The sequence below is a fragment of the Oscillibacter sp. genome (assembly GCF_032018205.1).
In the GTDB taxonomy this organism is placed as follows: Bacteria; Bacillota; Clostridia; order Oscillospirales; family Oscillospiraceae; genus Oscillibacter.
The window spans coordinates 123356-145779 of the sequence record NZ_DALZOY010000004.1; the positions used below are offsets into that span (position 1 = coordinate 123356).

General features: G+C 57.5%; 22 protein-coding genes. 2 read left to right on the forward strand and 20 right to left on the reverse strand.

The window, feature by feature from the left end; translation table 11 throughout:
• Nucleotides 1–6 precede the first annotated feature (6 nt).
• From aspS to RTU96_RS04825, 20 genes are all read right to left on the reverse strand, one after another.
• Nucleotides 7–1782 (reverse strand): aspartate--tRNA ligase, encoded by a 1776-nt coding sequence (gene aspS / locus RTU96_RS04730; protein ID WP_312635241.1) that lies wholly within the window; start codon nt 1780–1782, stop codon nt 7–9.
• A gap of 130 nt (nt 1783–1912) precedes the next feature.
• Complete coding sequence (locus tag RTU96_RS04735; RefSeq protein ID WP_312635242.1) at nt 1913–2482, reverse strand: hypothetical protein; 570 nt, start codon at nt 2480–2482, stop codon at nt 1913–1915.
• Nucleotides 2479–3834 carry a histidine--tRNA ligase gene (gene hisS / locus RTU96_RS04740; protein ID WP_312635243.1) on the reverse strand — a complete coding sequence of 452 codons (1356 nt, stop codon included), beginning with the start codon at nt 3832–3834 and terminating at the stop codon, nt 2479–2481. The genes RTU96_RS04735 and hisS overlap by 4 nt, the downstream gene beginning before the upstream one ends.
• Nucleotides 3835–4019: 185 nt before the next feature.
• Nucleotides 4020–4433: a methylglyoxal synthase gene (locus tag RTU96_RS04745; protein ID WP_293009636.1), complete on the reverse strand. Its 414-nt coding sequence runs from the start codon at nt 4431–4433 to the stop codon at nt 4020–4022.
• Between the two features lie 16 nt (nt 4434–4449).
• On the reverse strand, nt 4450–5193 hold the full coding sequence (gene minD / locus RTU96_RS04750) for a septum site-determining protein MinD (protein WP_312280590.1): 744 nt from the start codon (nt 5191–5193) through the stop codon (nt 4450–4452).
• Nucleotides 5194–5310: 117 nt separating this feature from the next.
• Complete coding sequence (gene rsmG, locus RTU96_RS04755; RefSeq protein ID WP_397356473.1) at nt 5311–6006, reverse strand: 16S rRNA (guanine(527)-N(7))-methyltransferase RsmG; 696 nt, start codon at nt 6004–6006, stop codon at nt 5311–5313.
• On the reverse strand, nt 6006–6413 hold the full coding sequence (gene mscL / locus RTU96_RS04760) for a large-conductance mechanosensitive channel protein MscL (RefSeq protein ID WP_312635245.1): 408 nt from the start codon (nt 6411–6413) through the stop codon (nt 6006–6008). Before mscL ends, rsmG begins: the two co-directional genes overlap by 1 nt.
• 202 nt (nt 6414–6615) lie before the next feature.
• On the reverse strand, nt 6616–7923 hold the full coding sequence (gene serS, locus RTU96_RS04765) for a serine--tRNA ligase (protein ID WP_312635246.1): 1308 nt from the start codon (nt 7921–7923) through the stop codon (nt 6616–6618).
• A 60-nt stretch (nt 7924–7983) separates the two neighbouring features.
• Nucleotides 7984–8520, reverse strand: coding sequence for a hypothetical protein (locus RTU96_RS04770; RefSeq protein WP_312635247.1), 537 nt, complete (start codon nt 8518–8520; stop codon nt 7984–7986).
• 13 nt (nt 8521–8533) lie between these two features.
• A complete protein-coding gene (locus tag RTU96_RS04775; RefSeq protein ID WP_312635248.1) occupies nt 8534–9418 on the reverse strand; it encodes a ParB/RepB/Spo0J family partition protein in 885 nt (294 codons plus the stop codon).
• Nucleotides 9419–9436: 18 nt separating this feature from the next.
• Complete coding sequence (locus RTU96_RS04780) at nt 9437–10192, reverse strand: ParA family protein (RefSeq protein WP_312635250.1); 756 nt, start codon at nt 10190–10192, stop codon at nt 9437–9439.
• A gap of 68 nt (nt 10193–10260) precedes the next feature.
• On the reverse strand, nt 10261–10557 hold the full coding sequence (locus RTU96_RS04785) for a hypothetical protein (protein ID WP_312635251.1): 297 nt from the start codon (nt 10555–10557) through the stop codon (nt 10261–10263).
• A 238-nt stretch (nt 10558–10795) separates the two neighbouring features.
• The gene (locus RTU96_RS04790; protein WP_312635253.1) at nt 10796–12667 is read right to left on the reverse strand and encodes a glycoside hydrolase family 13 protein; all 1872 of its coding nucleotides are present in this window, start codon (nt 12665–12667) and stop codon (nt 10796–10798) included.
• 89 nt (nt 12668–12756) lie between these two features.
• Nucleotides 12757–14850 (reverse strand): penicillin-binding transpeptidase domain-containing protein, encoded by a 2094-nt coding sequence (locus RTU96_RS04795; protein ID WP_312635254.1) that lies wholly within the window; start codon nt 14848–14850, stop codon nt 12757–12759.
• 110 nt (nt 14851–14960) lie between these two features.
• Complete coding sequence (locus RTU96_RS04800; protein ID WP_312635255.1) at nt 14961–15485, reverse strand: hypothetical protein; 525 nt, start codon at nt 15483–15485, stop codon at nt 14961–14963.
• Between the two features lie 12 nt (nt 15486–15497).
• Nucleotides 15498–16340, reverse strand: coding sequence for a rod shape-determining protein MreC (mreC, locus tag RTU96_RS04805; protein WP_312635257.1), 843 nt, complete (start codon nt 16338–16340; stop codon nt 15498–15500).
• Between the two features lie 35 nt (nt 16341–16375).
• Nucleotides 16376–16954 (reverse strand): Maf family protein, encoded by a 579-nt coding sequence (locus RTU96_RS04810; protein ID WP_312635258.1) that lies wholly within the window; start codon nt 16952–16954, stop codon nt 16376–16378.
• 63 nt (nt 16955–17017) lie between these two features.
• A complete protein-coding gene (locus RTU96_RS04815) occupies nt 17018–17446 on the reverse strand; it encodes a dUTP diphosphatase (protein WP_312635260.1) in 429 nt (142 codons plus the stop codon).
• A gap of 67 nt (nt 17447–17513) precedes the next feature.
• The gene (locus tag RTU96_RS04820; RefSeq protein ID WP_312635262.1) at nt 17514–19640 is read right to left on the reverse strand and encodes a DUF3656 domain-containing protein; all 2127 of its coding nucleotides are present in this window, start codon (nt 19638–19640) and stop codon (nt 17514–17516) included.
• Entirely contained in the window at nt 19640–19987 is a 348-nt protein-coding gene (locus RTU96_RS04825) for a cell division protein ZapA (RefSeq protein ID WP_293009622.1), read from the reverse strand. Before RTU96_RS04825 ends, RTU96_RS04820 begins: the two co-directional genes overlap by 1 nt.
• Nucleotides 19988–20248: 261 nt before the next feature.
• Between RTU96_RS04825 and RTU96_RS04830 the strand changes: the two genes are divergently transcribed.
• A complete protein-coding gene (locus RTU96_RS04830; RefSeq protein ID WP_293009621.1) occupies nt 20249–21178 on the forward strand; it encodes a DnaD domain-containing protein in 930 nt (309 codons plus the stop codon).
• A 12-nt stretch (nt 21179–21190) separates the two neighbouring features.
• Nucleotides 21191–22186 (forward strand): ATP-binding protein, encoded by a 996-nt coding sequence (locus RTU96_RS04835; protein WP_312635264.1) that lies wholly within the window; start codon nt 21191–21193, stop codon nt 22184–22186.
• The last annotated feature ends 238 nt before the right edge of the window (nt 22187–22424 follow it).

Here is a 22424-nt window from a genome sequence, read left to right on the forward strand (position 1 = left end):
CAGAACTTATTCCTCCGGCTTCACCAAGGCGATGTGCAGCTCGTCCAACTGCTTTTGCGTGACAACGCCGGGGGCGTCCATCATCACGTCCTGCGCGTTTTTGTTCATGGGGAAGGGGATGATCTCCCGGATGGAGTCCTCTCCCGCCAACAGCATCACCATCCGGTCCACACCGGGGGCAATGCCTGCGTGGGGGGGCGCGCCGTAAGTGAAGGCGTTGTACATGGCGGGGAACTTGGCCTTCACGTCCTCTTCGCCCAGCCGCACCAGCTCAAAGGCCTTTACCATAATCTCCGGGTCGTGATTTCTCACTGCGCCGGAGGAAAGCTCCACGCCGTTGCACACCAGATCATACTGGTCGGCGGTGATGCTCAGGGGATCAATTTCCCCGGCCTCAGCCTTAAGCAGGGTGGAAAGACCACCGGAGGGCATGGAGAAGGGGTTGTGGCAAAATTCCAGCTCGCCGGACTCTTCGCCTGTTTCGTACATGGGGAAATCCACAATCCAGCAGAAGGAATACTGTTCCTTGTCCATATGGCCGGGAATCGCCGCGCCCAGCGTCTTCACCAACACGCCGGCCGTTTTCTGGGCGGCGGAAAGCGCGCCTGCGGACAGGGCCACGAAATCCCCCGCCTTCAGTCCCAAGGCGCTTACTACCGCGTCCTTCACCGGGGACACGAACTTGGCAATGCCGCCCACTGCCTCGCCGTTTTCGTCCAGCCGGAACCAATAGGCCTTGTTTCCGGATTGGATTTCCACATCGGCAAGAGTTTTGTCGATAAACTTTCGTGTCTCGTTAAACCCGGAAACCACCACGGCCTTCACGGTGTTCCCCGCAAATGGCTCAAATCCGCAGCCGGAGAGCACGTCCGTCGCGTCCTGCACCGTCAGATCAATCCGCAGGTCGGGCTTGTCGGAGCCGTATAGCTCCATGGCCTTCGCATAGGGAATGCGGGTAAAGGGTGCGCTGCTGGCCCGGTCATACGCGCCAAACTTAGCAAAGATGGGGGGCAGCACGTCCTCCAGAACGGCAAACACATCCTCCTGAGACGCGAACGCCATCTCCATGTCAAGCTGATAAAATTCGCCGGGAGAGCGGTCTGCCCGGGCGTCCTCGTCCCGGAAGCAGGGGGCAATCTGGAAATACCGGTCAAAACCAGAGGTCATCAAAAGCTGCTTAAACTGCTGAGGAGCCTGCGGCAGGGCGTAAAACTTGCCGGGATGATTCCGGGCGGGCACCAGATAGTCTCTGGCTCCCTCGGGGGAGGAGGCGGTGAGAATGGGAGTGGTGATTTCCAAAAAGCCGTGTTCCGTCATGGACTGGCGCAGGGCGGACACCACGTTGCACCGCAAAAGAATGTTCTTTTTCACGTCGGGGTTGCGCAGGTCAAGATACCGGTATTTCAGGCGGGTGGCTTCGTCGGCCTCACGGCTGCGGTTGATGGGGAAGGGCAGCTCGTTGTGGCGGCAGCGGCCCAAAACCTCAATGGAAGAGGGGACAATCTCCACCTCGCCGGTGGACAGATTGGGGTTTTTGGAGGCCCGCTCCCGGACAGCGCCGGAGACGGAAACGGTGGATTCTTTATTGATGCCCTTGAGGGTTTTCACGTCTTCGGAAGTCTCGGCCACCACCTGTGTGGTGCCGTAAAAATCCCGGATGACGGCAAAGGCCAGCTCCGCGCCCACCTCCCGGACGTTTTCCAGCCATCCCACGATGGTGACGGACTTGCCCGCGTCGGCAAGCCGCAGCTCTCCGCAGGTATGGGTTCTTGATTGTGTCATGATGGTGATTTCCTTTCTGTGTATGAGATGAGGCGTGGGGGACGGCGAGGGCGGCGTCGCCGCAGGACGGAATACCCCCGCAAAAGGTCAATTCAAATACAAGATGTATTTTCTAATCAATTCATTACATTTAGGAATCGACGGGCGTGGAAGCGTCCCATAGTCTCTCGCCTAGTATTTGTCCGATCTCTCCACCGTGGGACAGCTTAAGAGGAAGGTTGACAGCTCCGCCCCACAGGGTTTCGCCTGTGTAGGACCACTCGTCAATCCAGAAAAACAGTCCCGCCGCATTCCATTCCCCTGAGTCAGCGTGAACAATGCCGAGGATATACATGGTATGCACCATGCCCTCCTCCAGCGGCTTGGGCCCGGAGGGGCCGGTTGCCAGTGGGGGAATGGCCTGAAGCACGAGATTGGTGAGAGGCCTACGAAAGCGAAGCGCCTTCCACTCGGAGAGCAGTTCGTCAAAGCCGGGCTCCCCGGTGGCAATACGTAAGTTTCGGGGCTGGTAGTCCCGGACCTCGTAAGAGCGGCTTATAGAAATGTCAAAGATATCCGGCTCTATACCGGGGTAAAGGGTTTCAAGCCCTACGGGACGGGCATACCACAGTCCGCCCCCGATCAAAAGCAGAAGGCAGAAAATCAGGAGGGTTTTTCGCGGGTGGTGTTTTTTTGCGCCCGCTTTTTCCCCGGCGCTCATCCCAAAATGACGGTGCCTTTGTTCTTCTCGGTAAGGCCCGCCTTGATGAGGGCGGCGGTGGCCGCCGCGTCCAGCTTGGTCTGCTCGCCGGTAAACATGTCCTTGCAGGCGACCACGCCGGAATTCACCTCGTCCTCGCCCAAAAAGACCACATAGGGAATGCGCAGCTTGTCGGCATAGGACATTTTCGCCTTGAACTTTTTATCCTCGCAGTGAAGCTGGGCCCGGATACCGTCCTGACGCAGAAGCGTTGCAAAAGAGATGGCAGGCCCCAAATCCTCCGTCATGGGGAGAATCAGCACGTCGGTGGGGGCGGTGAGCAGGTCGGGGTTCAGCATTCCCTGCTCTCCAAGCACGTAAAACAGGCGGGTCAGGCCGATGGAGATGCCCACGCCCGGAAGCTCCTTTTCCGTGTAATATTCCGCCAGATTGTCATACCGTCCGCCAGAGCAGACGGAGCCTACCTCCGGGTGGTCCAGCAGCGCGGTTTCATACACCGTGCCGGTGTAGTAGTCCAATCCCCGGGCGATGGTCAAATCCACCACAAAATTGTCACTGGGCACGCCGAAGGAATCGAGATAGTTTACGACAAGGGAAAGCTCATCCAGCCCCTCGTCAAACAGCGGGTTCCGGCCACGATAGCCTTCCAGCGCGGCCAGAATGGCCTTGCTACCGCCCGAGATAGCGATAAACTTCAAAATCTCATCTGCTTTTTCCACAGGGATTCCCAGATCGTCCACCAAAATTCCCCGCACTGTGGCCTCGCCGATTTTCTCCAGCTTGTCCACCGTCCGCATCACCTCACCGGAAAGCTCGGAAAGGCCCAGCATGGCGTAAAACCCATTGAGAATCTTGCGGTTGTTCACGCGAATCTGAAACCGGTTCAGCCCCAAGGTGGAAAAAACCCGGTAGATAATGGCGGGAATTTCCGCGTCGTTGATGGGGGACAGCTTCCCGTCTCCAATCACGTCGATATCCGCTTGATAAAACTCCCTAAAGCGGCCCCGCTGGGCCCGCTCGCCTCGATAGACCTTGCCGATCTGGAACCGGCGGAAGGGGAAGCTCAGCTCGCTGTAATGCATGGCCACGTACTTGGCCAGAGGGACTGTCAGGTCAAAGCGGAGGCTTAAATCCGCGTCGCCCTTGGTAAAACGGTAAATCTGCTTTTCCGTTTCGCCGCCGCCCTTGGCAAGCAGCACTTCACTGGCCTCAATAATGGGGGTATCCAGCGGAGTAAAGCCGTAGAGGGAAAAGGACTGGCGGATGACCTCCATAATGCGCTCCATCTGCTGTTGGGGCGCGGGGAGCAACTCCATAAAGCCGGAGAGCGTACGCGGTTTTAAAACAGCCATGACAAAAGACTCCTTTATCCTGTAATTTAATTGAAACGTCAGAGATAAAAAGGCGCTCCCGCCCCGTGGGTTTGGGACGAGAGCGGAAAACGCTTCGCGGCGCACCCAAATGGGGGAGAAAAAAATCATTTCTCCTCTCCCGTTGGCTTTCGTCCGTGGGGCAGGAAAGCCTGCCCGGAACGCTCTCAGACCTGGGGATGGGTTTTGGGATTGACAATGTCGCGCCAGTCCAGATCGCCCCGGGCCAGCCCCAGAATCAGCAGCTCCGCCGTGGCGATGTTGCTGGCGTAGGGAATGTTGTTCTGGTCGCACAGACGGGAGATGTAGGTCACGTCCTCGGCCATGCTGGGGCTGTTGGGATCGTCGAAAAACAGCACCAAATCAATCTCGTTATAGGCGATACGGGCGCCAATCTGCTGGCAGCCGCCATGGGCGAAGGAGAGGAAGCAGTGCACGTCCAGCCCGGTGGCGTCGGCCACCATATGGCCTGTGGTGTTGGTGGCAAAAATCGTATGCCGGGAAAGAATGCCGGCATAGGCCGTGCAGAATTGAACCATGAGGTCCTTCCGGTTGTCATGGGACATGATTGCAATGTTCATCGGAATAAGCTCCTTTCTATTTCATGCGCATCAGGGGCACGCGCTGTCCCATGAGACGCCGGGCAATGTTTTGATAGGCGGTGGCGGCGGGGCTGTCGTCGGTCAAAGCAAGGGGAACGCCCCGGTTCAGGGCGAGGGGAAGCCGGTCATCCTCCGGCACCACGCCGATTAAGGGTAGTCCGGCGGCGTCAATGGCGTCGTCGATGGTGGCATGCATGTTCCGAAGAAGCTTTTTACGCACCCGATTGACCACAAGATGCAGTTTACCTCGAGGAAAGGCTGCCAGCTCCATCACCGTGTGCTGCGCGTCCCGCAGGGATGCGGCGTCAGACGTGGTGACCACCACGCAGCGATCCGCCCCGCACACAGCCAGACGAAAGCCGCCCTCCAGCCCTGCCGGTGCATCCATCAGGCAGAAGTCGTACCGTTCCCGGGCCTGCTCCGCCAGCGCGCGAAACTGCTCCTCGCCCACAGGGCGGCCCCGGCTGCGCACCGGCGCGGTGAGCAGGTGGAGCGAGGGAAGCCGAGAGTGGCTTACCACGGCTTCCGACAGGGTACATCGACCTTGGGCCACGTCGGAAAAGTCCATTAGTGCCTTGTCTGTCAGTCCCAGCGCCAGATCAAGATTCCGAAGGCCCACGTCGCAGTCGATGCACAGCACGCGTTTCCCGCTCTTCGCCATGGCGGAGCCGACCCCCGCCACAAAGGAGGTTTTGCCGGTCCCGCCCTTGCCGGAGACGACGGCGATACATTCACCCATCGGAACTCACCTCTTGTATATCCTGATTTTACAGGAAGAATGCGCCAAAATCAAAACAATTTAACGTGTTATCAGAAAAAATTTTCAATTTGCCGCCCCAACAGTGGCTTTTGGCGGTCAAAGGGGGTCTTTTTTGATTTTTGCGAAGGACCTTGGATAGCCTTTCGGCGTGGGTTTCAGCTTTTCCACCAGTACCGCCCGGTGGACAATATCTGTGCCGGGAATCGAATAGTCCCGGACCCCGGCCACCCGACCGCCTAAAATAAAGATGGCGTGTTCGGCGGCGGAAAGCTCATCGTCGCTGTCCACGGATTTCATGGCAAGGAATGTACCTCCCGTCTTAACCAGAGGAAGGCACAGTTCCGAAAGCACAGATAGGGAGGCCACAGCCCGGGATACCGCCGTGTCAAAGGATTCCCGGTGTGATGCGGCAAACTCCTCCGCCCGGGCATGGATGCACTCCACATCCGAAAGGCCCAAATCCGTGCAAACCTCCTGCAAAAAAGTAATGCGCTTTCCGAGGGAGTCAAGCAAGGTCACATGGGCGGAGGGTTCTAAAAGCCGAATGGGAAGTCCGGGAAATCCGGCCCCCGTGCCCACGTCCACCACGGTTTTGTTCCGAAAATCCAGCAGGTTTAAAAGCGCCGCGCTGTCCAGAAAGTGAAGCCGGGCCACCTCGTCCGCCTCTTTAATGGCGGTGAGGTTCATGACCTTGTTTTTCTCTTCCAGCAGCGCCCCGTAGCGCAGCAGGGAGGGGACGGAGGACTGATCCAGCCCCAGCGCCGTTAATCCCTCCCGCAGGATGGTTTCCATCATTTCTTCTGTTCTTTCAAAAGATCCCGAATCTCTGTCAGCAGGGCTTGTTCTCCGCTGGGTGCGGGAGGCCTTGGAGGTGCAACCTCTTCTTTTTTCCGGAAGCGGTTAATGGCTTTCACCAAAAGGAAAATAGCCAGAGCCGTAATCAGGAAGTTCAGAATGGTAGCAAGAAAATTGCCGTAAGGGATGACGGTCTGTCCGCCCCCTACCACCCAGACCATATCCTCAAAGGAAACCTTTTTTGTAAGAAGGCTGATCAGGGGCATGAGAATGTCGCCGACCAGGGAATCCGCGATGGCTTTGAACGCGCCGCCGATAATCACGCCCACGGCCATGTCCACCACGTTGCCGCGGGAAATAAACTCTTTAAATTCGGCAATGAGTCCGCCAGCTTTTTTTGTCATGAAAGTCAAGTCTCCTTTTTAAAGTGCAGCAGCGTTAAAACCGCTGCGGCCCAATGGTTTCAAGCGCATGACCCAAATAGAGCCGATTTCCCGCCGAAAACAGAGGGAAACCTGTGCCGCAGGCACGGGAAAGGCTCCAAATGGGTTTAACAATCTGTAATAATTAAAAAAAGTATTACAAATTGCAATCAAACGCAAAATCTTAGGCGTTCTTGGGAATCAATTTCTCCTTGCCGCCCATATAGGGACGCAGCGCGGCGGGAATCAAAACGGAGCCGTCCTCCTGCAAATTATTCTCCAAAAACGCAATCAGCATCCGGGGCGGGGCCACGCAGGTGTTGTTCAGCGTGTGGCAAAGCTGCATTTTCCCGTCCTCGTCCTTGTAGCGGATGCGCAGACGCCGGGCCTGTGCGTCGCCCAGATTAGAGCAGGAGCAGACCTCGAAATACTTCTGCTGGCGGGGGGACCAGGCTTCGATGTCGCAGGACTTGACCTTCAAATCCGCCAGATCGCCGGAGCAGCATTCAAGCTGCCGCACGGGAATGTCCATCGACCGGAACAGCTCCACGGACATCGCCCAGAGCTTTTCGTACCAGTCCTTGGATTCCTCGGGCTTGCAGACCACAATCATTTCCTGCTTTTCAAACTGGTGAATGCGATAAACGCCCCGCTCCTCGATGCCATGCGCCCCCTTCTCCTTGCGGAAGCAGGGAGAATAGGAAGTCAGGGTCTGGGGGAGGGAAGTCTCGGGCAGAATCTGGTCGATATACCGGCCGATCATGGAATGCTCCGAGGTGCCGATGAGGTACAGGTCTTCGCCCTCAATTTTATACATCATGCCGTCCATATCCGTCTGGCTCATGACGCCCTCCACCACGTTGCCGTGAATCATGAAGGGAGGAATGCAATAGGTAAATCCCTTGTCAATCATAAAGTCTCGGCCGTAGGCCAGCACAGCCTCGTGAAGCCGGGCAATGTCTCCCAGCAGATAGTAAAAGCCGTTGCCAGAAACGCGGCCCGCAGCTTCCAGATCAATGCCGTCAAACCGCTCCATCAGATCCACGTGATAGGGAATTTCAAAAGAAGGAACTGCTGCCTCGCCGAAACGCTGAACCTCCACGTTGGAACTGTCGTCCGGGCCCAGAGGCACGGAGGAGTCAATGATCTGGGGAATGACAATCATTCGGCTGCGAATTTCTTCGTCCAACTGTGCTTCCTGTTTTTCCAGCGCTTCCAGCCGGTGTGCGTTGTCTGTGACCTGTTTTTTCACGCCCTCGGCTTCCTCCAGCTTGGAGGGGTCCTTCTTGGCCTGTCCCATCAGCATGCCAACCTGCTTGCTCAGCCGGTTCCGGTCGGCGCGGAGCTGGTCTGCCTCCGCGATGGCAGCGCGGCGTTTGGCGTCCAGTTCAATGACCTCGTCTACCAGAGAAAGCTTTGCGTCCTGAAACTTTTTGCGGATGTTTTCCTTGACTGCGTCGGGGTTCTCCCGGACAAATTTGATATCCAGCATATTCGTTTTCTCCTTACCACATACCGTGTAAAATTTTTATAGGGTCAATAAAGTCGAGATTTACCACACTGACATCACGGCTTCCTTCAATTGCTGGTATCGCTGGGCCGGGGAGACAATCTCGTCCAAGTCGTCGTTAGAGAGGAGGGCAGGCTGCCCCGCGTCCTCCATGGATTGAAGCGTCTGACGGCAACCGTCAAAATCTCTGGCGGCATATTGCTGCTGTAAAAGGTACAAAGACAGCAGCGCATCTGTTTTATCATCGGACGCCATCCCAGCGTCCTCCAGTTCCTTTACCTGCGCTTCCAAATCCCGAACCTGCTTTTCCGCATCCTCCAGCCGGGAGTGGAGCCGCAGGTTTTCATCCTGACTCTTTTGCAGCTCCTGCAAGGTGGTAACGGAGCTTTGCAGGGTGCCGATAACCTCCTCGTTGCTTCGCTGATGGGTCAGAAAAGAAAGCGCCATGAGTAAAAAGGCCACAATAAACAGGACCATAATATAGACGACGACGGGCTTGTTTTTCTTTCCGTCTGGGGTACTGACTTCCGACGCGGGAGCCTCGTCCTCGGCTCCTGTGCTGCGCTTTTCCAGTTTCATTTTCAGGTATTCCTCACATTTGTTCAGACTGGGCGCGCTTGATTTGAAGAAGCGTCAGGGCCTCCAACAAGTCATTCAGATCGTCCACTCCGTAATATTCCAGCTCCACGCGGCCTTTTTTTCGGCCTGATACAATTTTAACACCCCGGCCCAGCCGGGAAGCCAGCTCCCGCTGTGCCTCCGCCGCATAATCCACCTTGTCGGAGGATTCGGACGGGTCTTCCTGCTTCTCTGCGCTCAGCTTTTTCACCAGCGCCTCTGTCTGGCGAACGGAAAGCCCCCCGGAGATCACGGACCGGGCCGCGCTCTCCTGCAAAGCGGGGGAGAGGGGCAAAAGGGCTCTGGCGTGCCCTGCGGACAAGGTTCCGTCCTCCACCAGCGCCTTTACGGTGGGGGAGAGAGTCAGCAGGCGCAATGCGTTTGCCACGGCGCTGCGGGACTTGCCAACGGCTTCGGCGGCTTCCTCCTGCGTCATGCGATAGGACTGTATCAGGGATTGAAAGCCGGCGGCTTCTTCCATGGCGTTCAGGTCTTCCCGCTGGAGATTTTCAATCATGGCCAACTCGGCAGCCTTCCGGTCGTCGGCCTCTATCACTACAACCGGCACTTCTGAAAGGCCTGCCATGCGGGCGGCGCGCCAGCGGCGCTCTCCCGCTACAATCTGATAGTACCCGGAAGCGAGCTTCCGAACGGTAAGCGGCTGAATAATTCCGTGGCGGCGGATCGAGTCCGCCAAATCGTTCAATGCGTCCCCGTCAAAGCTCTTACGGGGCTGGGTGGAGCAACTCTCCACCTGGGAAATCGGCAGAGAGAAGGTGCCGGTGGTTTCCGTTTTCAGCACATCGTCTCCCAACAGGGCGCCAAGGCCCCGTCCCAACCCGGATTTTTGAGACGCCATAGCGACTCCTTTCCAGAATCAGCGATTCTTCTGTAAAAATTCGGCGGCCAACGCGCCGTAGGCCTCCGCGCCGCGAGAAGCGCGGTCGTAGGAGAAGATAGGCTTTCCATGGCTGGGCGCCTCGGACAAGCGCACGTTCCGGGGAATCACGGTGGCATAGACCTTCCCGGGAAAATAGTGCTTAACCTCCTCCGCCACCTGGAGCGCCAGATTGGTCCGCCCGTCAAACATGGTGAGGAGAACGCCCTCCAGCTCCAGCCGGGGATTCAGGGAGCGGCGGACAATCCGGACGGTGTTCATCAGGTCGCTCAGCCCCTCAAGTGCGAAGTATTCCCCCTGCACCGGCACCAGGACGGAATCGGCAGCACAAAGGGCGTTTAAGGTCAGCAGCTCCAGAGAAGGAGGGCAGTCAATGAAAATAAAGTCGTAGCTGTCGGATACCTGTGCCAGCGCGTCCTTCAGCAGGTATTCTCGCCGGTCCATGGCAATCAGCTCGATGCCTGCTCCCGCCAACGCCTTGTTAGAAGGAAGCACGTCGCCGTATTTTGTTGTTACAATGGCGTCCGCCGCCGGAGATTCGCCGATGACTACCTCATACACGCCCTTGGACAAGGTTTTGTCCACGCCCATGCCGGAGGTGGCGTTGGCCTGAGGATCAAAGTCGCACAGCAGCACCCGCTGCCCCGCGTCCTTCATGGCGGCGCAAAGGTTTACACAAGAGGTGGTTTTCCCCACGCCGCCCTTTTGATTCACAATCGCAATAATTTTTGCCAATACAGCACCCGCTTTCCCGTAACGGCTGTCAGACGCGCCGCTTTTTCACAATTCTGATCAAATAAACTTCAAAGCCGCAAGAAAGCGGCATTGCGTATGTTTGCGGTGTACGCATCATGCAAACGCACAAGCAAGGCTCCAAGAATTTGCGCCGCCTTATGAAGCAAGATAAGCCACTCGGTTAAAAATGCTCCTGTGTACGTTTTGCTGAAATATCTCGCTGTATTTCCCAATGTCATGAAACGGGTTAAAACACTTTCGGGTACGTCCTGCCCCACAAAAGCGTTTGTGGGGGAAAACAGCCCAAAATGTTTTCCTTGTGACATTATAGCAAGGTTTTTCCTGAGATTCAAGGCGGTTGCCACAGAAAAACACAAAAACAGGAAAGCTTTTGCAAAAATAACGAAGAAGAGGTGCGTGGTGCTTCGGGTTTGTGAAATAAAGCAAATTTAGTTTACCCTAAATGTTTCACGTGAAACATTTAAACTCAAAAATGAAGTCAGACCTTGTTTTGTACATTTGTTGCTCGCGCTTCGCTATAGGGTCTCACATCTAAAAAATCACCTCGGATTGTTTCACGTGAAACAATCCGAGGCAAATAGCTTAAATTAAAAGCATGGCAGTGCGGGGAGGCAGTTTCAGCTTTAAAACTCCGTTGACAGCGGTAAAAGGTTGACGCGTAAGTGCGTCCTGCGCCTGAGAGGTTTTCCATGGAATTTCCAGTGCCATTGGTTCGGCTCCAACGTTCAGCGCGGCAATGGTTGTCTCATTCTTCCAGCTCCGTGAAAACGCCAGACCGTGTCCGGCAACCAGCAGATAGCGGATGTCACCCTGCCGGAGGGAGGTTCGTACCTTGCGGAGCTGCCCAAGGCAAGCATAAAAGTCACGCAGGTTTGTATCCTCGCGGCCCCAAGGATAAGTACGGCGGTTAAAAGGGTCCTCCCAGCCTTCCATACCGGCCTCGTCACCGTAGTACAGCATGGGGGAGCCGGGAAAAGCGTACAGTAGCACTGCCGCCGCTCGGAGAAGGGCCAGCCCTGTGGTCCGCTCGTCGGGGGAGAGGGAGGAGACGGCACGGGCTTCCTTGGAGGCGGAGGGCTTTGACGTTCCCAGCACTGTTAAAATCCGTGGCGTGTCGTGGGTTCCTAAAAAATTCATGGCACTGTAAAAAGCAGGTGGGGGATAGTTTTCCCGAATGGTTTCCATGGCGTCGCGAAAGTCCGCCCCATCCCCACCCTGTAAAAAGGCAAGCGCCGCCGTTCTGAAAGGGTAGTTCATCAGGCCGTGGGCCTCGGCCCCCAGCAAATATTTCCGGCGTTGGGAATACGCAGTTTTATTGGATCCGTCCTCCCAAACCTCGGCAATCAAAACGCTGTCGGGCCTTGTCTCCTCCATTGCCGCCCGCAGACGGGCAATAAATTCGTCTGGCAGCTCGTCGGCAACATCCAACCGCCAGCCGGAAGCTCCTGCCCGCAGCCAGCGGCGAACCACGGAGTTTTCCCCGTCAATGATAAACCTGCCGTAGGACGGACTGCTCTCGTTTGCGGCGGGAAGGGTGCGGATGCCCCACCAAGCATCGTAATCGTTTGGCCAAGGGTGAAAGCTGTACCAGTCGGAGTAGGGGGAACTTTGGCTCTGGGCCGCGCCGGGACCGGGATAAAACCCCTCGGCATTGAAATATACGCTGTTAGACCCGGTGTGATTAAACACGCCGTCCAAAAGCACACGAATGCCTCGCTCCGCCGCCCGGGCGCACAGCTTCCGAAAGTCCGCCTCCGTCCCCAACATGGGGTCAATGGCTGTATAGTCCGCTGTGTCGTACCGATGGTTGGAGGCGGATTCAAATACGGGGCAGAGATAAAGGGTGGTCACGCCCAACTGCTCAAGATATTCCAGTCGGGAGAAAATGCCTTGCAAGGAGCCGCCAAAAAAGTCGTTGTTTCGCACCTCGCCCTGCTGGTCGGGCCGCCAATGGGGCGCGTCATCCCAATTTTCGTGAACCGTACGGTTTCCAACAAGGCCAGCGGGGTCGGGAACGGACAGACGGCAAAACCGGTCTGGAAAAATCTGATAGGTTACGCCGTCGCCAAACCACTGGGGTGTAGGGTGAGAAGCATCATATACCGTTAGCTGCCAATCAGTGGCGCGTCCGTCGCTGCGATAGCCCGTGGCGTCCAAATCGCAGCCAGAGCCATCGTCCCGCCAGAAGCGGAAATGATACCAGACCAGCTCCGGCTGCTCCGGCGCGTCATAGGCGAGATAAAAAAGAACACGATCTCCCGCCGGACCGCCGGGCAGCAGTTCCCGTTCCTCTTGCACACCGGAAAACTCGAGATGCAACACCAAAGCGCAGTGAGTAAATCCCTCCCGCGCCAAAGGGCGCACGCGAAATAAAATCCGTCCGCCACAGACCGCCGCTCCGAAGGGTTCCTTACACAGGCTGTGTCTGGGGTCGAAAACAAAGGGTTCGCTCATAACGGGCACAGTCCTTTCCAAAAAGTGAAAGTAAAAGCGGCGTAAAAAACGGTCCGGCGGGAGTAATCCGGCCGGACCGCATCAAAGAGTTATGGGAGAAGTTGGTTCTCGCCCAGAATCACGGTGCCGATTTCCTCTTTTGTAAAGTAGGCGTTGAGAATATCCACGGCGGTGGAGGCCAGCGCCGCGCCGGAGCCGCCCTGCTCAATCACCAAAGCCACGGCAATTTTCGGGTCGTCAAAAGGGGCAAAGCAAACGAATACGCCGTTATTTTTGGTACTTTTGGTAATTTGCGCCGTACCGGTTTTTGCGCCCGTGTCCACCACGCAGTTGCGGAAGTAACTGGAAAGACTTCCTGTGGTCGTCAGGTCGTGCATTCCGTTTTTCACGGCGTCCAGATTTTCAGGTTTGATTTCGACGGTGTTCACCGGGTCCGGCACGCCGGTGAAAATCACGGAGGAGTTGTCATAGGCCTTTACCGATTTGAGAAGGTGAGCCGGATAGTGCTCGCCCCCGCCCACTAAAGTGGCAATATAGTTGGCAAGCTGAAGGGGAGTAAAGAGGTTGTCGGACTGTCCGATGGCGGCCATGACGGTGTTGCCGCCATACCACGTCTGGCCCACGGACTCGGAATACTCCGGTCCCGCCAGAATGCCGGGGTCTTCTCCGATTTCAATGCCGGTTTTGCTGCCAAGTCCGAAGGCGGCGGCGTATTCGTCCAGCCGCTCAATTCCCAGGCGGTAGCCCATGGTGTAGAAAAAGTAGTTGCAGGAGTTGGTGATGGCCTGCGTGATGTTTTGCAGGCCGTGACCGCTCCGGTTCCAGCACCAGGCGGAAAAGGGATCGGTTCCGGCAATCATGTCGGGATAGTACCAGCGACCCGTGTCCCGAATTTTCTCCGTCAAAGTTACCACGCCGGATTCCAGCGCGGCAATGGCCGTACAGGGCTTGAAGGTGGAGCCGGGGGGATAACGGCCATGGGTGGCCCGGTTATAAAACGGCTCTCCCGGATCGCTGCTGAACAGCGCGTAATCCTGATTGTAGTTGGCAAGGCTGAAGGTGGGATAAGAGGCCAGCGCCAAAACCTCGCCGGTGCCCACCTCGATCACAGCGGCGCCAGCGCCCCGGGTGGTGTTTCCGTCCTTTTCGTTCATGTCGGTAATGGTGTTTGCCAGCGCCTGCTCCGTGGCTTCCTGAAGATTCAGGTCCAGTGTCAGGGCAACGGTATTTCCCGGCTTAGGCTGGGCGGTGTAAAATTCACTGGTAATCTTCCCCTGATCGTTGGAGGATATCAAGCGCGTCCCGTCCTCGCCCCGAAGATAATTCTCAAAGGCCAGCTCCACACCGGATTTTCCAATCCAGTCCTCGCCGCTGTAAATATCGGGGTTGGCGGCCAAATCCTCTGCTTCCACGCGTCCCACGGTGCCCAGCACATGGGCCGCCGCGTCGGTGTCGTATTCTCGGACGGAGGAGGTAAAAACCTTCGCGCCCCGGTAGTTTCCGTCCTTCACCAGAGAAATCAGCTCCGTGTCCACATCCTCCGCGAAAACATAGGCCGTGGTATTGACCAGCTTGCGAATCTCCAGCTCATACCGCACTCCGGCCACGGCTCGTGCGTCCGCATCCGACCAATCCTCCGGAATTTCAAAAAGCGCTCGTATCTGTTTCATCAGCTCGCGCGGCGAGAGAATGGAGGAAAGCAGCTCATTGGTGACGTTTTCCCGGCTCACATTGGTGGATAGAGCCTTTAGGCTGGATTGCAAAAATTTAGAAAAACGGTCCCGCTGGACGGTTCCGGCAGTGTCCACGGTGTAGGCGTAGGGCGCGGTTTGGCTCATGGGAAGATTGTCTTTCCACAAAACACCACGCTGCCTGCATAGTTGAATCAAGCGCAGAATGGCTGCGTTTTTGTCGTCCTCTTCATTGAGCAGGGACATGTCAAAGGTAAGAGCATAGGTCTGCCGATTGGAAACCATCACCTGTCCGTTGCGGTCGGTGAGAATGCCCCGGGAGGCCTCCACCGTCTCCGTGCTGGCAATGGTGCGGACAGACTGCTCCCGGTAATAGCTCCCGTTGCTGATCTGCGTGTTGTACATCACGCCCACGTAGGTCAGAAGCACGCAAAGCAGAAAGCCACTCAAAATATACAGGCGGCGCGTGGAATTGAATTTTGTCTCAAGCAAGGGTCTACCTCCAGACAATCGGGCGGGTCCGCGCCCAAAGAGCGCGGGTCCGCAAAGCAAGCATTTGTAAAATGGGGGAAAAGCCCGCCGCACAAAGCAGGAACTGCGGCTTATAAACGGTTGGGCTCGTTTCCAAGGCACCTGCGCCACACCCGGCGGAAGAGAAAGTATACCGGCAGCGCCCAGGGAAGGGACATGCCCAGTTCTTTGGCGCAGACAATGGACGTCTGCCCCCATGCTGGACGGGAAGCGAACATAAAGATCAGCCCGTGAAACGCGCCGGTGAGAACAAACGCTGCCATAGAGGTCACCAGCGCGCTGAGAAAGCCGGAGGACAGCACGCTTCTGGCCAAAATTCCCGCCAGCAGGCCGGCGAGAGGGAATACCAGTGTGTAGAAGCAAGGGATGGGTGCGGAGATAGTCAAGTCGCAGACCACGCCCAGAACCAAAGAATAAATCATTCCGGAAACAGGTCCCTCCAATGTGGAGAGAATTGCGGCAAGAATGGGATATATAAAGGGAAACACGCCCCCAAGCCGCACATATTGCAGAACCGCTCCTTGCCACGCGCAGCAAAACAGCGTAAGCAGGGCGTACAGCCCCCATTTATGAATGGTTTCCTGTCGGGGAGTCATAAACGCCGCCTTTCAATCCACAATGTCGAAGGATTTGATAATAAAGACCTGCGTCAGGTCGTTAAATTCCGCGCTGGGGCGCAAAATGGCATAGGACGTGGCCCCGGAATCGTCGGTTTGGACCTCTTCCACCATGCCGATGACAAGGCCGGAGGGATAATAGCCCCCAAGACCGGAGGTCACAACCAGGTCGCCGTTTAAAAGCTGCGCCCCGGCGGGAAGAAAGTCCAGCCGCAGCCGACTTTGGCTCATCAGCGCAAAGTCTCCCTCGGCCACGCCGATGTCGTCCGTGCGAAAGACCTGCGCACCCATGGAGGTGTCCGTGTCGACAATGTTCAGCACGGTGCACCAGTTGCTCCCCACCTCGCTGACCACGCCCACCAGATATCCGGCCTCCGTAATCACGCAGTCGTTTTTCTCCACGCCGTGGTCTGTGCCCCGGTTCAGCGTCAGATAGCTGGTCCAGTTGGAGGTGGAGTGCTCCGTGATGGTGGCGGCCTCCAAATCGCTGAGGTCCCGGCGCTGCTCACGCAGATTCATCAAGCTGCGCAGCCGCTCATTTTCCTCGCTGTCATTCTGGGCCTGACGTACCTCCGCCTCCATTTCGGCAATCCTCTTTTTCAGCTCCTGATTTTCTGCCTTCAGGGCCGAGGTATCCTCGTAGTAATTTTGCTTATCCATCAGCCAGCCCGCAGCGGCGGTGTACGCCGCCCGAAAGGGAGAGGTGATAGTCTGCGCCAGATTCACCAGCGGGGAGGAGGTGGTGCTGAACACGGAGAGCACCGCAAGCACCACGGAGATCACAGCCGTGGCGAACAGGACCCAAAGTCCGTGCCGTTTCAGAAATTCTTTCAAGTCAATGCCCCCGACAAATTCTCAGCAATTCCAAATCAGTTAAAAAAACGGATACCAAATCCGCCCAGCATGCGGCTCAGCCGCAGAACGGGAAGGCCCATCACGTTGTAAAAGTCGCCCCGGATACCCTCCACCAAAAGTGCGCCCAGCCCCTGAACCCCATAGGCTCCGGCTTTGTCCATCGGCTCGCCGCTGCGGATATAGGCCGCCAGCTCCTCTTGACCGGCAGAGCGAAAAAAGACCTCCGTAGATTCCGACTCCGTCAAGGTTTTTCCATCGCCGCAGACGCTTACCCCCGTGCAGACCACATGGCCCCGGCCCTGAAGCAGCGTCAGCATCCGCAGAGCGTCCGCCTCGTCTGTGGGCTTGCCCAAAGGCGCGCCGTCCACAAATACCATGGTGTCCGCCGCAATGATAATCTCGTCGGAGGCAGCGACAGCCGCCGCCGCATTGCACTTTTTCCGGGAGATGTATTCCACCGTCTCCCGCGGAGTCAGACCGGAGGGGAAGTTTTCCTCCACCTCCGGAGGCCTGATTTCAAACTCACTCAGCCCCATCAGCCGAAGCAGCTCTTGCCGCCGGGGAGACCCGGAGGCCAATATCATCTTAGACATCCTGTGTTCTCCTTATTCCAAAAACGGGCAAAGCCGCCGGAATATTTCTAATTTTAATAAAAATTATTTCCCCGTGGACCCAAAACCGCCCCGGTCCGGGCCGTCCAGATGTTCTACGGCGGTAAATTCCAGTCGGGGCTGGTGGGCCATCAGCCGAAACTGGCAGATGCGCGTACCCTTTTCCACCGTCACGTCCCGTGTGGCATAGGCGGGAAAGCGCCAAAGATCGTTGTCCCCGCAATAGCTGTTGTCCACCACGCCCATGGAGTTGGTCTGCAAAATGCCATAGTTCTTAAAAGTCGAGCTGCGGGGAACGATGTGGGCTTCGTATCCCTCCGGCAGGGCAATGGCCACACCCAGAGAAATCAGGCGAAATTCGCCCGCCTTCAGCGTCACCGTCTCCGCCGCCTGTAAATCAATCCAGTCGGACTTTCCATCCACATAGCGCAGCGGCTCCAAATCCTCGCAGAAATAACGGACCTTGATATTCATAAACACTCCAAAATCAATACAGATTGTAAAATAGCCAGAAAAAATTACAAATAGGACTAATGCTTACTCACTCCACGCCCCGGTCAAACAGGCCGCGGGTAAATTCCGCCGGAGCGTCCCCGCCGGAAAGATAGTCCCGAAAAACCTGAACGCACTCTTCCGGGGACTCCGTGGTAAACCGCAGCCGGGCATACCGCAGGCCAAGGCGCTTCCAGTCGTCCCGGTCTCCCAGATACAAAGGCTTGCAGTTTTGAAGCTCCGTCCGGTGGCCCCAAGCGGGAAGAAGGGGGAAAGCCGCGCCCGTTCGGTCCATCAGGGCATAGGGACGGCGGCAGGAACAGCCGGTTTCGTTGCGAACAAGGCAGTTTTCCGTAAGCATCAGGGGAAGACGACCGTAGACAATGGCCTCCGTAGGCAGAAGTTTCGGCATGTCCCGAATCTGCGCACCCCGCAGCTCAAAGGAAACCGTGGCGGATTGCAGGCCCTTGTTTGCCAGATATCCCAGCGCTCGTCCGTTAAAAACGTTTAAACCAAAATCCCCATAGAGAGAAAGGCCCTGATTACGCAGCAGGGGCAGATGCCCCAGATTTCCCACCATGGCGGAGGAAACGCCCAGACCCTCCGCCTTTTTCAGCAGCTCTGAAAAATAAGGCTCGTCCCCGTCCCGCCAGACACGAGGGAGAACGACGCAGTATTCCCCTTCAAATGTCGGCAAAGCGTCCAGAGTTTCAAAAAACTCCAAGGGAAGATATACTCGTCTCGGGTGCAGAGCCAAAAGCGCGGGTGTAAGCTGCTCCCGGCGGACCAGAGAGCAGGTCAGGTCCGGTTCTCCGGCATCGTCAGCGGCCCTTTCAAGAGGGGGAACGGACAAAACGCGCCGCTTTGGCGGCGCAATCCGCAGCGCGGTGAGATTTGCCAAAGCGTCCCGCCGCAGGGCATTTACCGTTGCCGCCGACACGGACAGCCCTTCCTCAAGCGTCACCGACACGGCTTCGCACCGATAGGCGGTGCCGCCGGTTTTTTTCAGCCGGGTTTCCAGCTCCTCCGCTGTCACCGCCCGGTTTCGGGCTTCTTCGGGTACGGTGCCGCTTGCCGTGCCTGCCCGGTTCGCGTCGTCCCGGACAGTCAGGGTACAGGGCTGGTTTTTGCGAAAAACGGCCTCCATGGACACGGGGACCGTCCGCATACCGCCCTTTTCAACAGCGGCTTTCGCCTGCGCGAACAGCTCCTTCGGCTCCTCCGCGTCCGCGGGACGCACTCCAAACTGAGCAGGACCGGACAGGCCCCGCCAGTATCCGTCGGTAAAGCCGGAGCGGGAAAAGGCGGCCTCCAGCGCGGCGGCTTCCTCCGCCGTGGGGCCACGGTGCTCCCGCAGAAAGCGGGCATAGATACCCGTTACCACCGCCACATACTCCGGGCGCTTCATGCGCCCTTCCAGCTTCAGGCAGGCCACTCCCATTTGGGCCATGCCTTCTAAAAAGCCTGCCAAACAGTTGTCCTTCAGGCTGAGGGGGTAGGCACTTTTTTGGGGATTTCCAAGCAGAGACGGCGGAGATTCCAGTCCGGACACGTCCGGTCCGGATAACTCCGTCAGGGTATAGGGCAAGCGGCAGGGCTGGGCGCACCGGCCCCGGTTTCCCGACCGACCTCCAATCAGCGCGCTCATGGCGCACTGACCTGAATAGCACATGCACAAGGCCCCGTGGACAAAGACCTCAATCTCGGCGGGGCAGTTTTTGCAGATGTTTGCGGTGTCCTCCCGGGAGCATTCCCGGGCGATCACCACCCGCTCACATCCGTCCGCCGCCGCTTCGCAGGCCCCCCCGGAGGTAAACAGGCTCATCTGGGTGCTGGCATGGAGCGGAAGGTCCGGCAGGGCGCGGCGCAGCAGGCCAAACAGGCCCAAATCCTGCACGAGCACCGCATCCACCCCCAGATTGGAGGCGGTTTTTGCGCAGGCGAGGGCGGCGTCCAACTCCCGGTCAGACACCAGCGTGTTCAGCGTCAGATAGACCTTTACGCCTCGCTCGTGGCAGTATTGCAGCGCCTCAAAAAACTCCTCATCGGAGAAGTTTTTCGCGCTTTGACGGGCATTGAAGCTGCCCCAGCCCAGATATACCGCGTCCGCTCCGCACTCCACGGCGGCGCGAAGGGACTCCGGGGATCCGGCGGGGGAGAGAAGCTCTGGACGCATCAGCGCCGGTTCCCGTTTCCGCCGGTCTTAGCGTCCAGCTTTTGCTGAAGGCGAAAAACCTCCCGCTTCAAATCGGAAACCTCACCTTGGGCGCGGCCCGCCTCATCCGCGTAGTTTTTAATCTCGGAGCGCAGCTTTTCCGCCGCCTCATAGGACTTAAACAGCTCGTCCGCGATGTTGACGGCGGTAAGGACGGCGGCGTCCGTCCGGCCCACCTTGGCGCCGGTGAGCAGCTCGTCCATTTTTTTGCACACAAAGGCGCCCACTTTTTCCATGTATTCCGGGGACTCGTCCGCCACAAAATTGTAATCCTCTCCGCAGATCGTCACGGTGACACGGTTATTCATCCTGTGATTCCTCCTCTTTTAAAGCTGCCGCCCGGGCGCGGCATAGTAACCCATTTTTATAAGTCAGCATTATATCATATATGCCCGCAGGATTCCAGCTTTTTTCCACGCTGGAGCAAAGTTTTGGGCTTGTCAGAAGCGCTCAAGTCGTATACAATGGGGAATGTCAAAAAGCCGGGGCGGTTCAGTCTCCGGGAGAACGGGCAATTTCGCGCACCTTGGTGGGCGGCGCTGCCGTAAGACAGAGGGGAGGCGCGCCGGATGGCAGGAATTTTAAAGCATTTGGGAGACGAGAGCGTCACCGTTTCCGGGGCCGCGCTGCGCCGCCTTTTAGAGCGGGGGGACGGGGACGCGTCTCTTTTATATCTGGCGCTGCTGCGCCATCAGGGGCTTACCCAGCCCCGGTCCCTTGCGGGAGAGCTGCGCTGGGAGCGGACCCGCATCGAAGCGGCAGAGCTGGTGCTTCGCCAGTTGGAGCTGGTGTCTCTTCCGGCAGCGGAGCTGCCGGAGCCGGCGGACGAGCGGCCGGACTACCGGCAGGAGGACGTGACGGGGGCGCTGGAGGATGACGGAGTGTTTCGCGGCCTTGCCGCCGAGGTGGAGCGGAAACTGGGGAAAAAACTTTCCACCCCGGACATGGGGACGCTTTTGGGGCTTTACGACTATCTGGGCCTGCCCTCCGACGTGATTTACCTCCTGGTGTGCCACTGTGCGGAGCGCATTCGCTTGCGCTATGGAGAGGGACGCCGTCCCACCCTGCGTCAGATTGAAAAAGAGGGATACGCATGGGCGCGAATGGGGCTTGATACCCAAAGCGCGGCAGCGGAGTATCTGAAAAAATACGCCCGGCGGCAGGAGGCTCTGCCCGCCTTTATGCGGGTCCTTCAATTGGGCGACAGAACGCCGGTGGGGGCGGAAGAAAAATACTTGGCCGCGTGGCAGGAGTGGGGCTTTTTGCCGGAGACGGTGGCCTTGGCCTATGAAAAGACGATTTTAAAGTGCCACGAGCTGAAGTGGCCTTACATAAACGGCATCCTGAAGCGCTGGCACGAGGCGGGACTGCACACCCCAGAGCAGGTGGCGGCGGGGGACCGTCCCCGGACGCAGGCCCAGCAGCCCCGGCGGGATCAGCGTCCGCCGGAGGAGGAGATGTTCCGGTATGTGCAGGCGCTGCACCGGGGCAAGGAGTAAGGGGGAAGCGGAATGTCCTACGACGGAAAAATCATGCGCCGGGCATCCGCCCGGTTCGACGCGGACCGCCGCCGCCGGGAGGAGGCCTTCCGCAGGCGGCAGGAGCAGACCTATGCCCGCGCGCCCCGTCTGCGGGAAATCGACGCGGAGCTGACCTCTACCATGAGCCGCATTATTGTCTCCGCCCTGCGCAAGGGGTCCGATCCCCGTCCGGCAGTGGCGGTGCTGCGAGACGGCAACTTAAGCCTTCAGCAGGAGCGGACACAGCTTCTTGCGGATTTGGGACTTTCGCCGGACTATCTTGAGTACAAGCCCGCCTGCCCTTTGTGCGGCGACGCGGGAACAAAAGGCGAGGCGGCGTGCGTCTGCCTGAAGCGATACTATGCGCAGGAGCAGCAGGCGGAGTTGTCCCGCTCTCTGGATTTAGCAGGGCAGAGCTTTGATACCTTTTCCATGGATTGGTATGACCAGACCCCGGACCCGGTTTACGGCATTTCCCCCCGGGAGAACATGGAAACGGTATACGAGGTTTGCGCAAACTATGCCCACGCGTTTAAAAAGCACGGTGGGAACCTGCTGCTGTACGGCAAGCCGGGACTTGGAAAGACCTTTCTCTCCTCCGCCATCGCGGGAGAGGTCAGCGCCGCGGGCTTTTCCGTGGTGTACGACACTGCGTCCCACGTGTTTTCCCGGTTTGAAGATCGGAAATTTGGCCGGGACGAGGGGGAGGGCGTAGAAGAGGATGTGGAGCGCATTATGCACTGCGACCTCCTGATTCTGGACGATTTGGGGACGGAGATGACCACCTCATTTGTCCAGAGTGCCCTGTATGAAATTGTCAACACCCGGCTGCTGGAACGTCGGTCTGTAATTCTGAATACGAACCTGTCCCCGGAGGAGCTTGCCAGACGGTATGGGGCGCAGATTGGTTCGAGACTTGAGGGCGAGTATCAGATTCTTCCGTTTTTTGGACGGGATATTCGTCGTTTGAAAAAGGAGCGGGGCTGAGGCCCAAACAATGGCCTTAAACCGAAGACAGAGAACGCGTAGCCTGTCGTACTGCGTGCCGAATGCGGGGTGGCTCGTTATACCCGTCGGCTCCAGCGGCGTTTTATAAGGGTTCCCCGCTGTTGATTCAGGTGAATAAAAAACGGTCCCTACTTCAATACAATCTGTATTGAAGTAGGGACTTTTTCCTGTCTGTTATTATACAGCAGAGCAGGGTATTTCATTGAAAAGTGCTGGC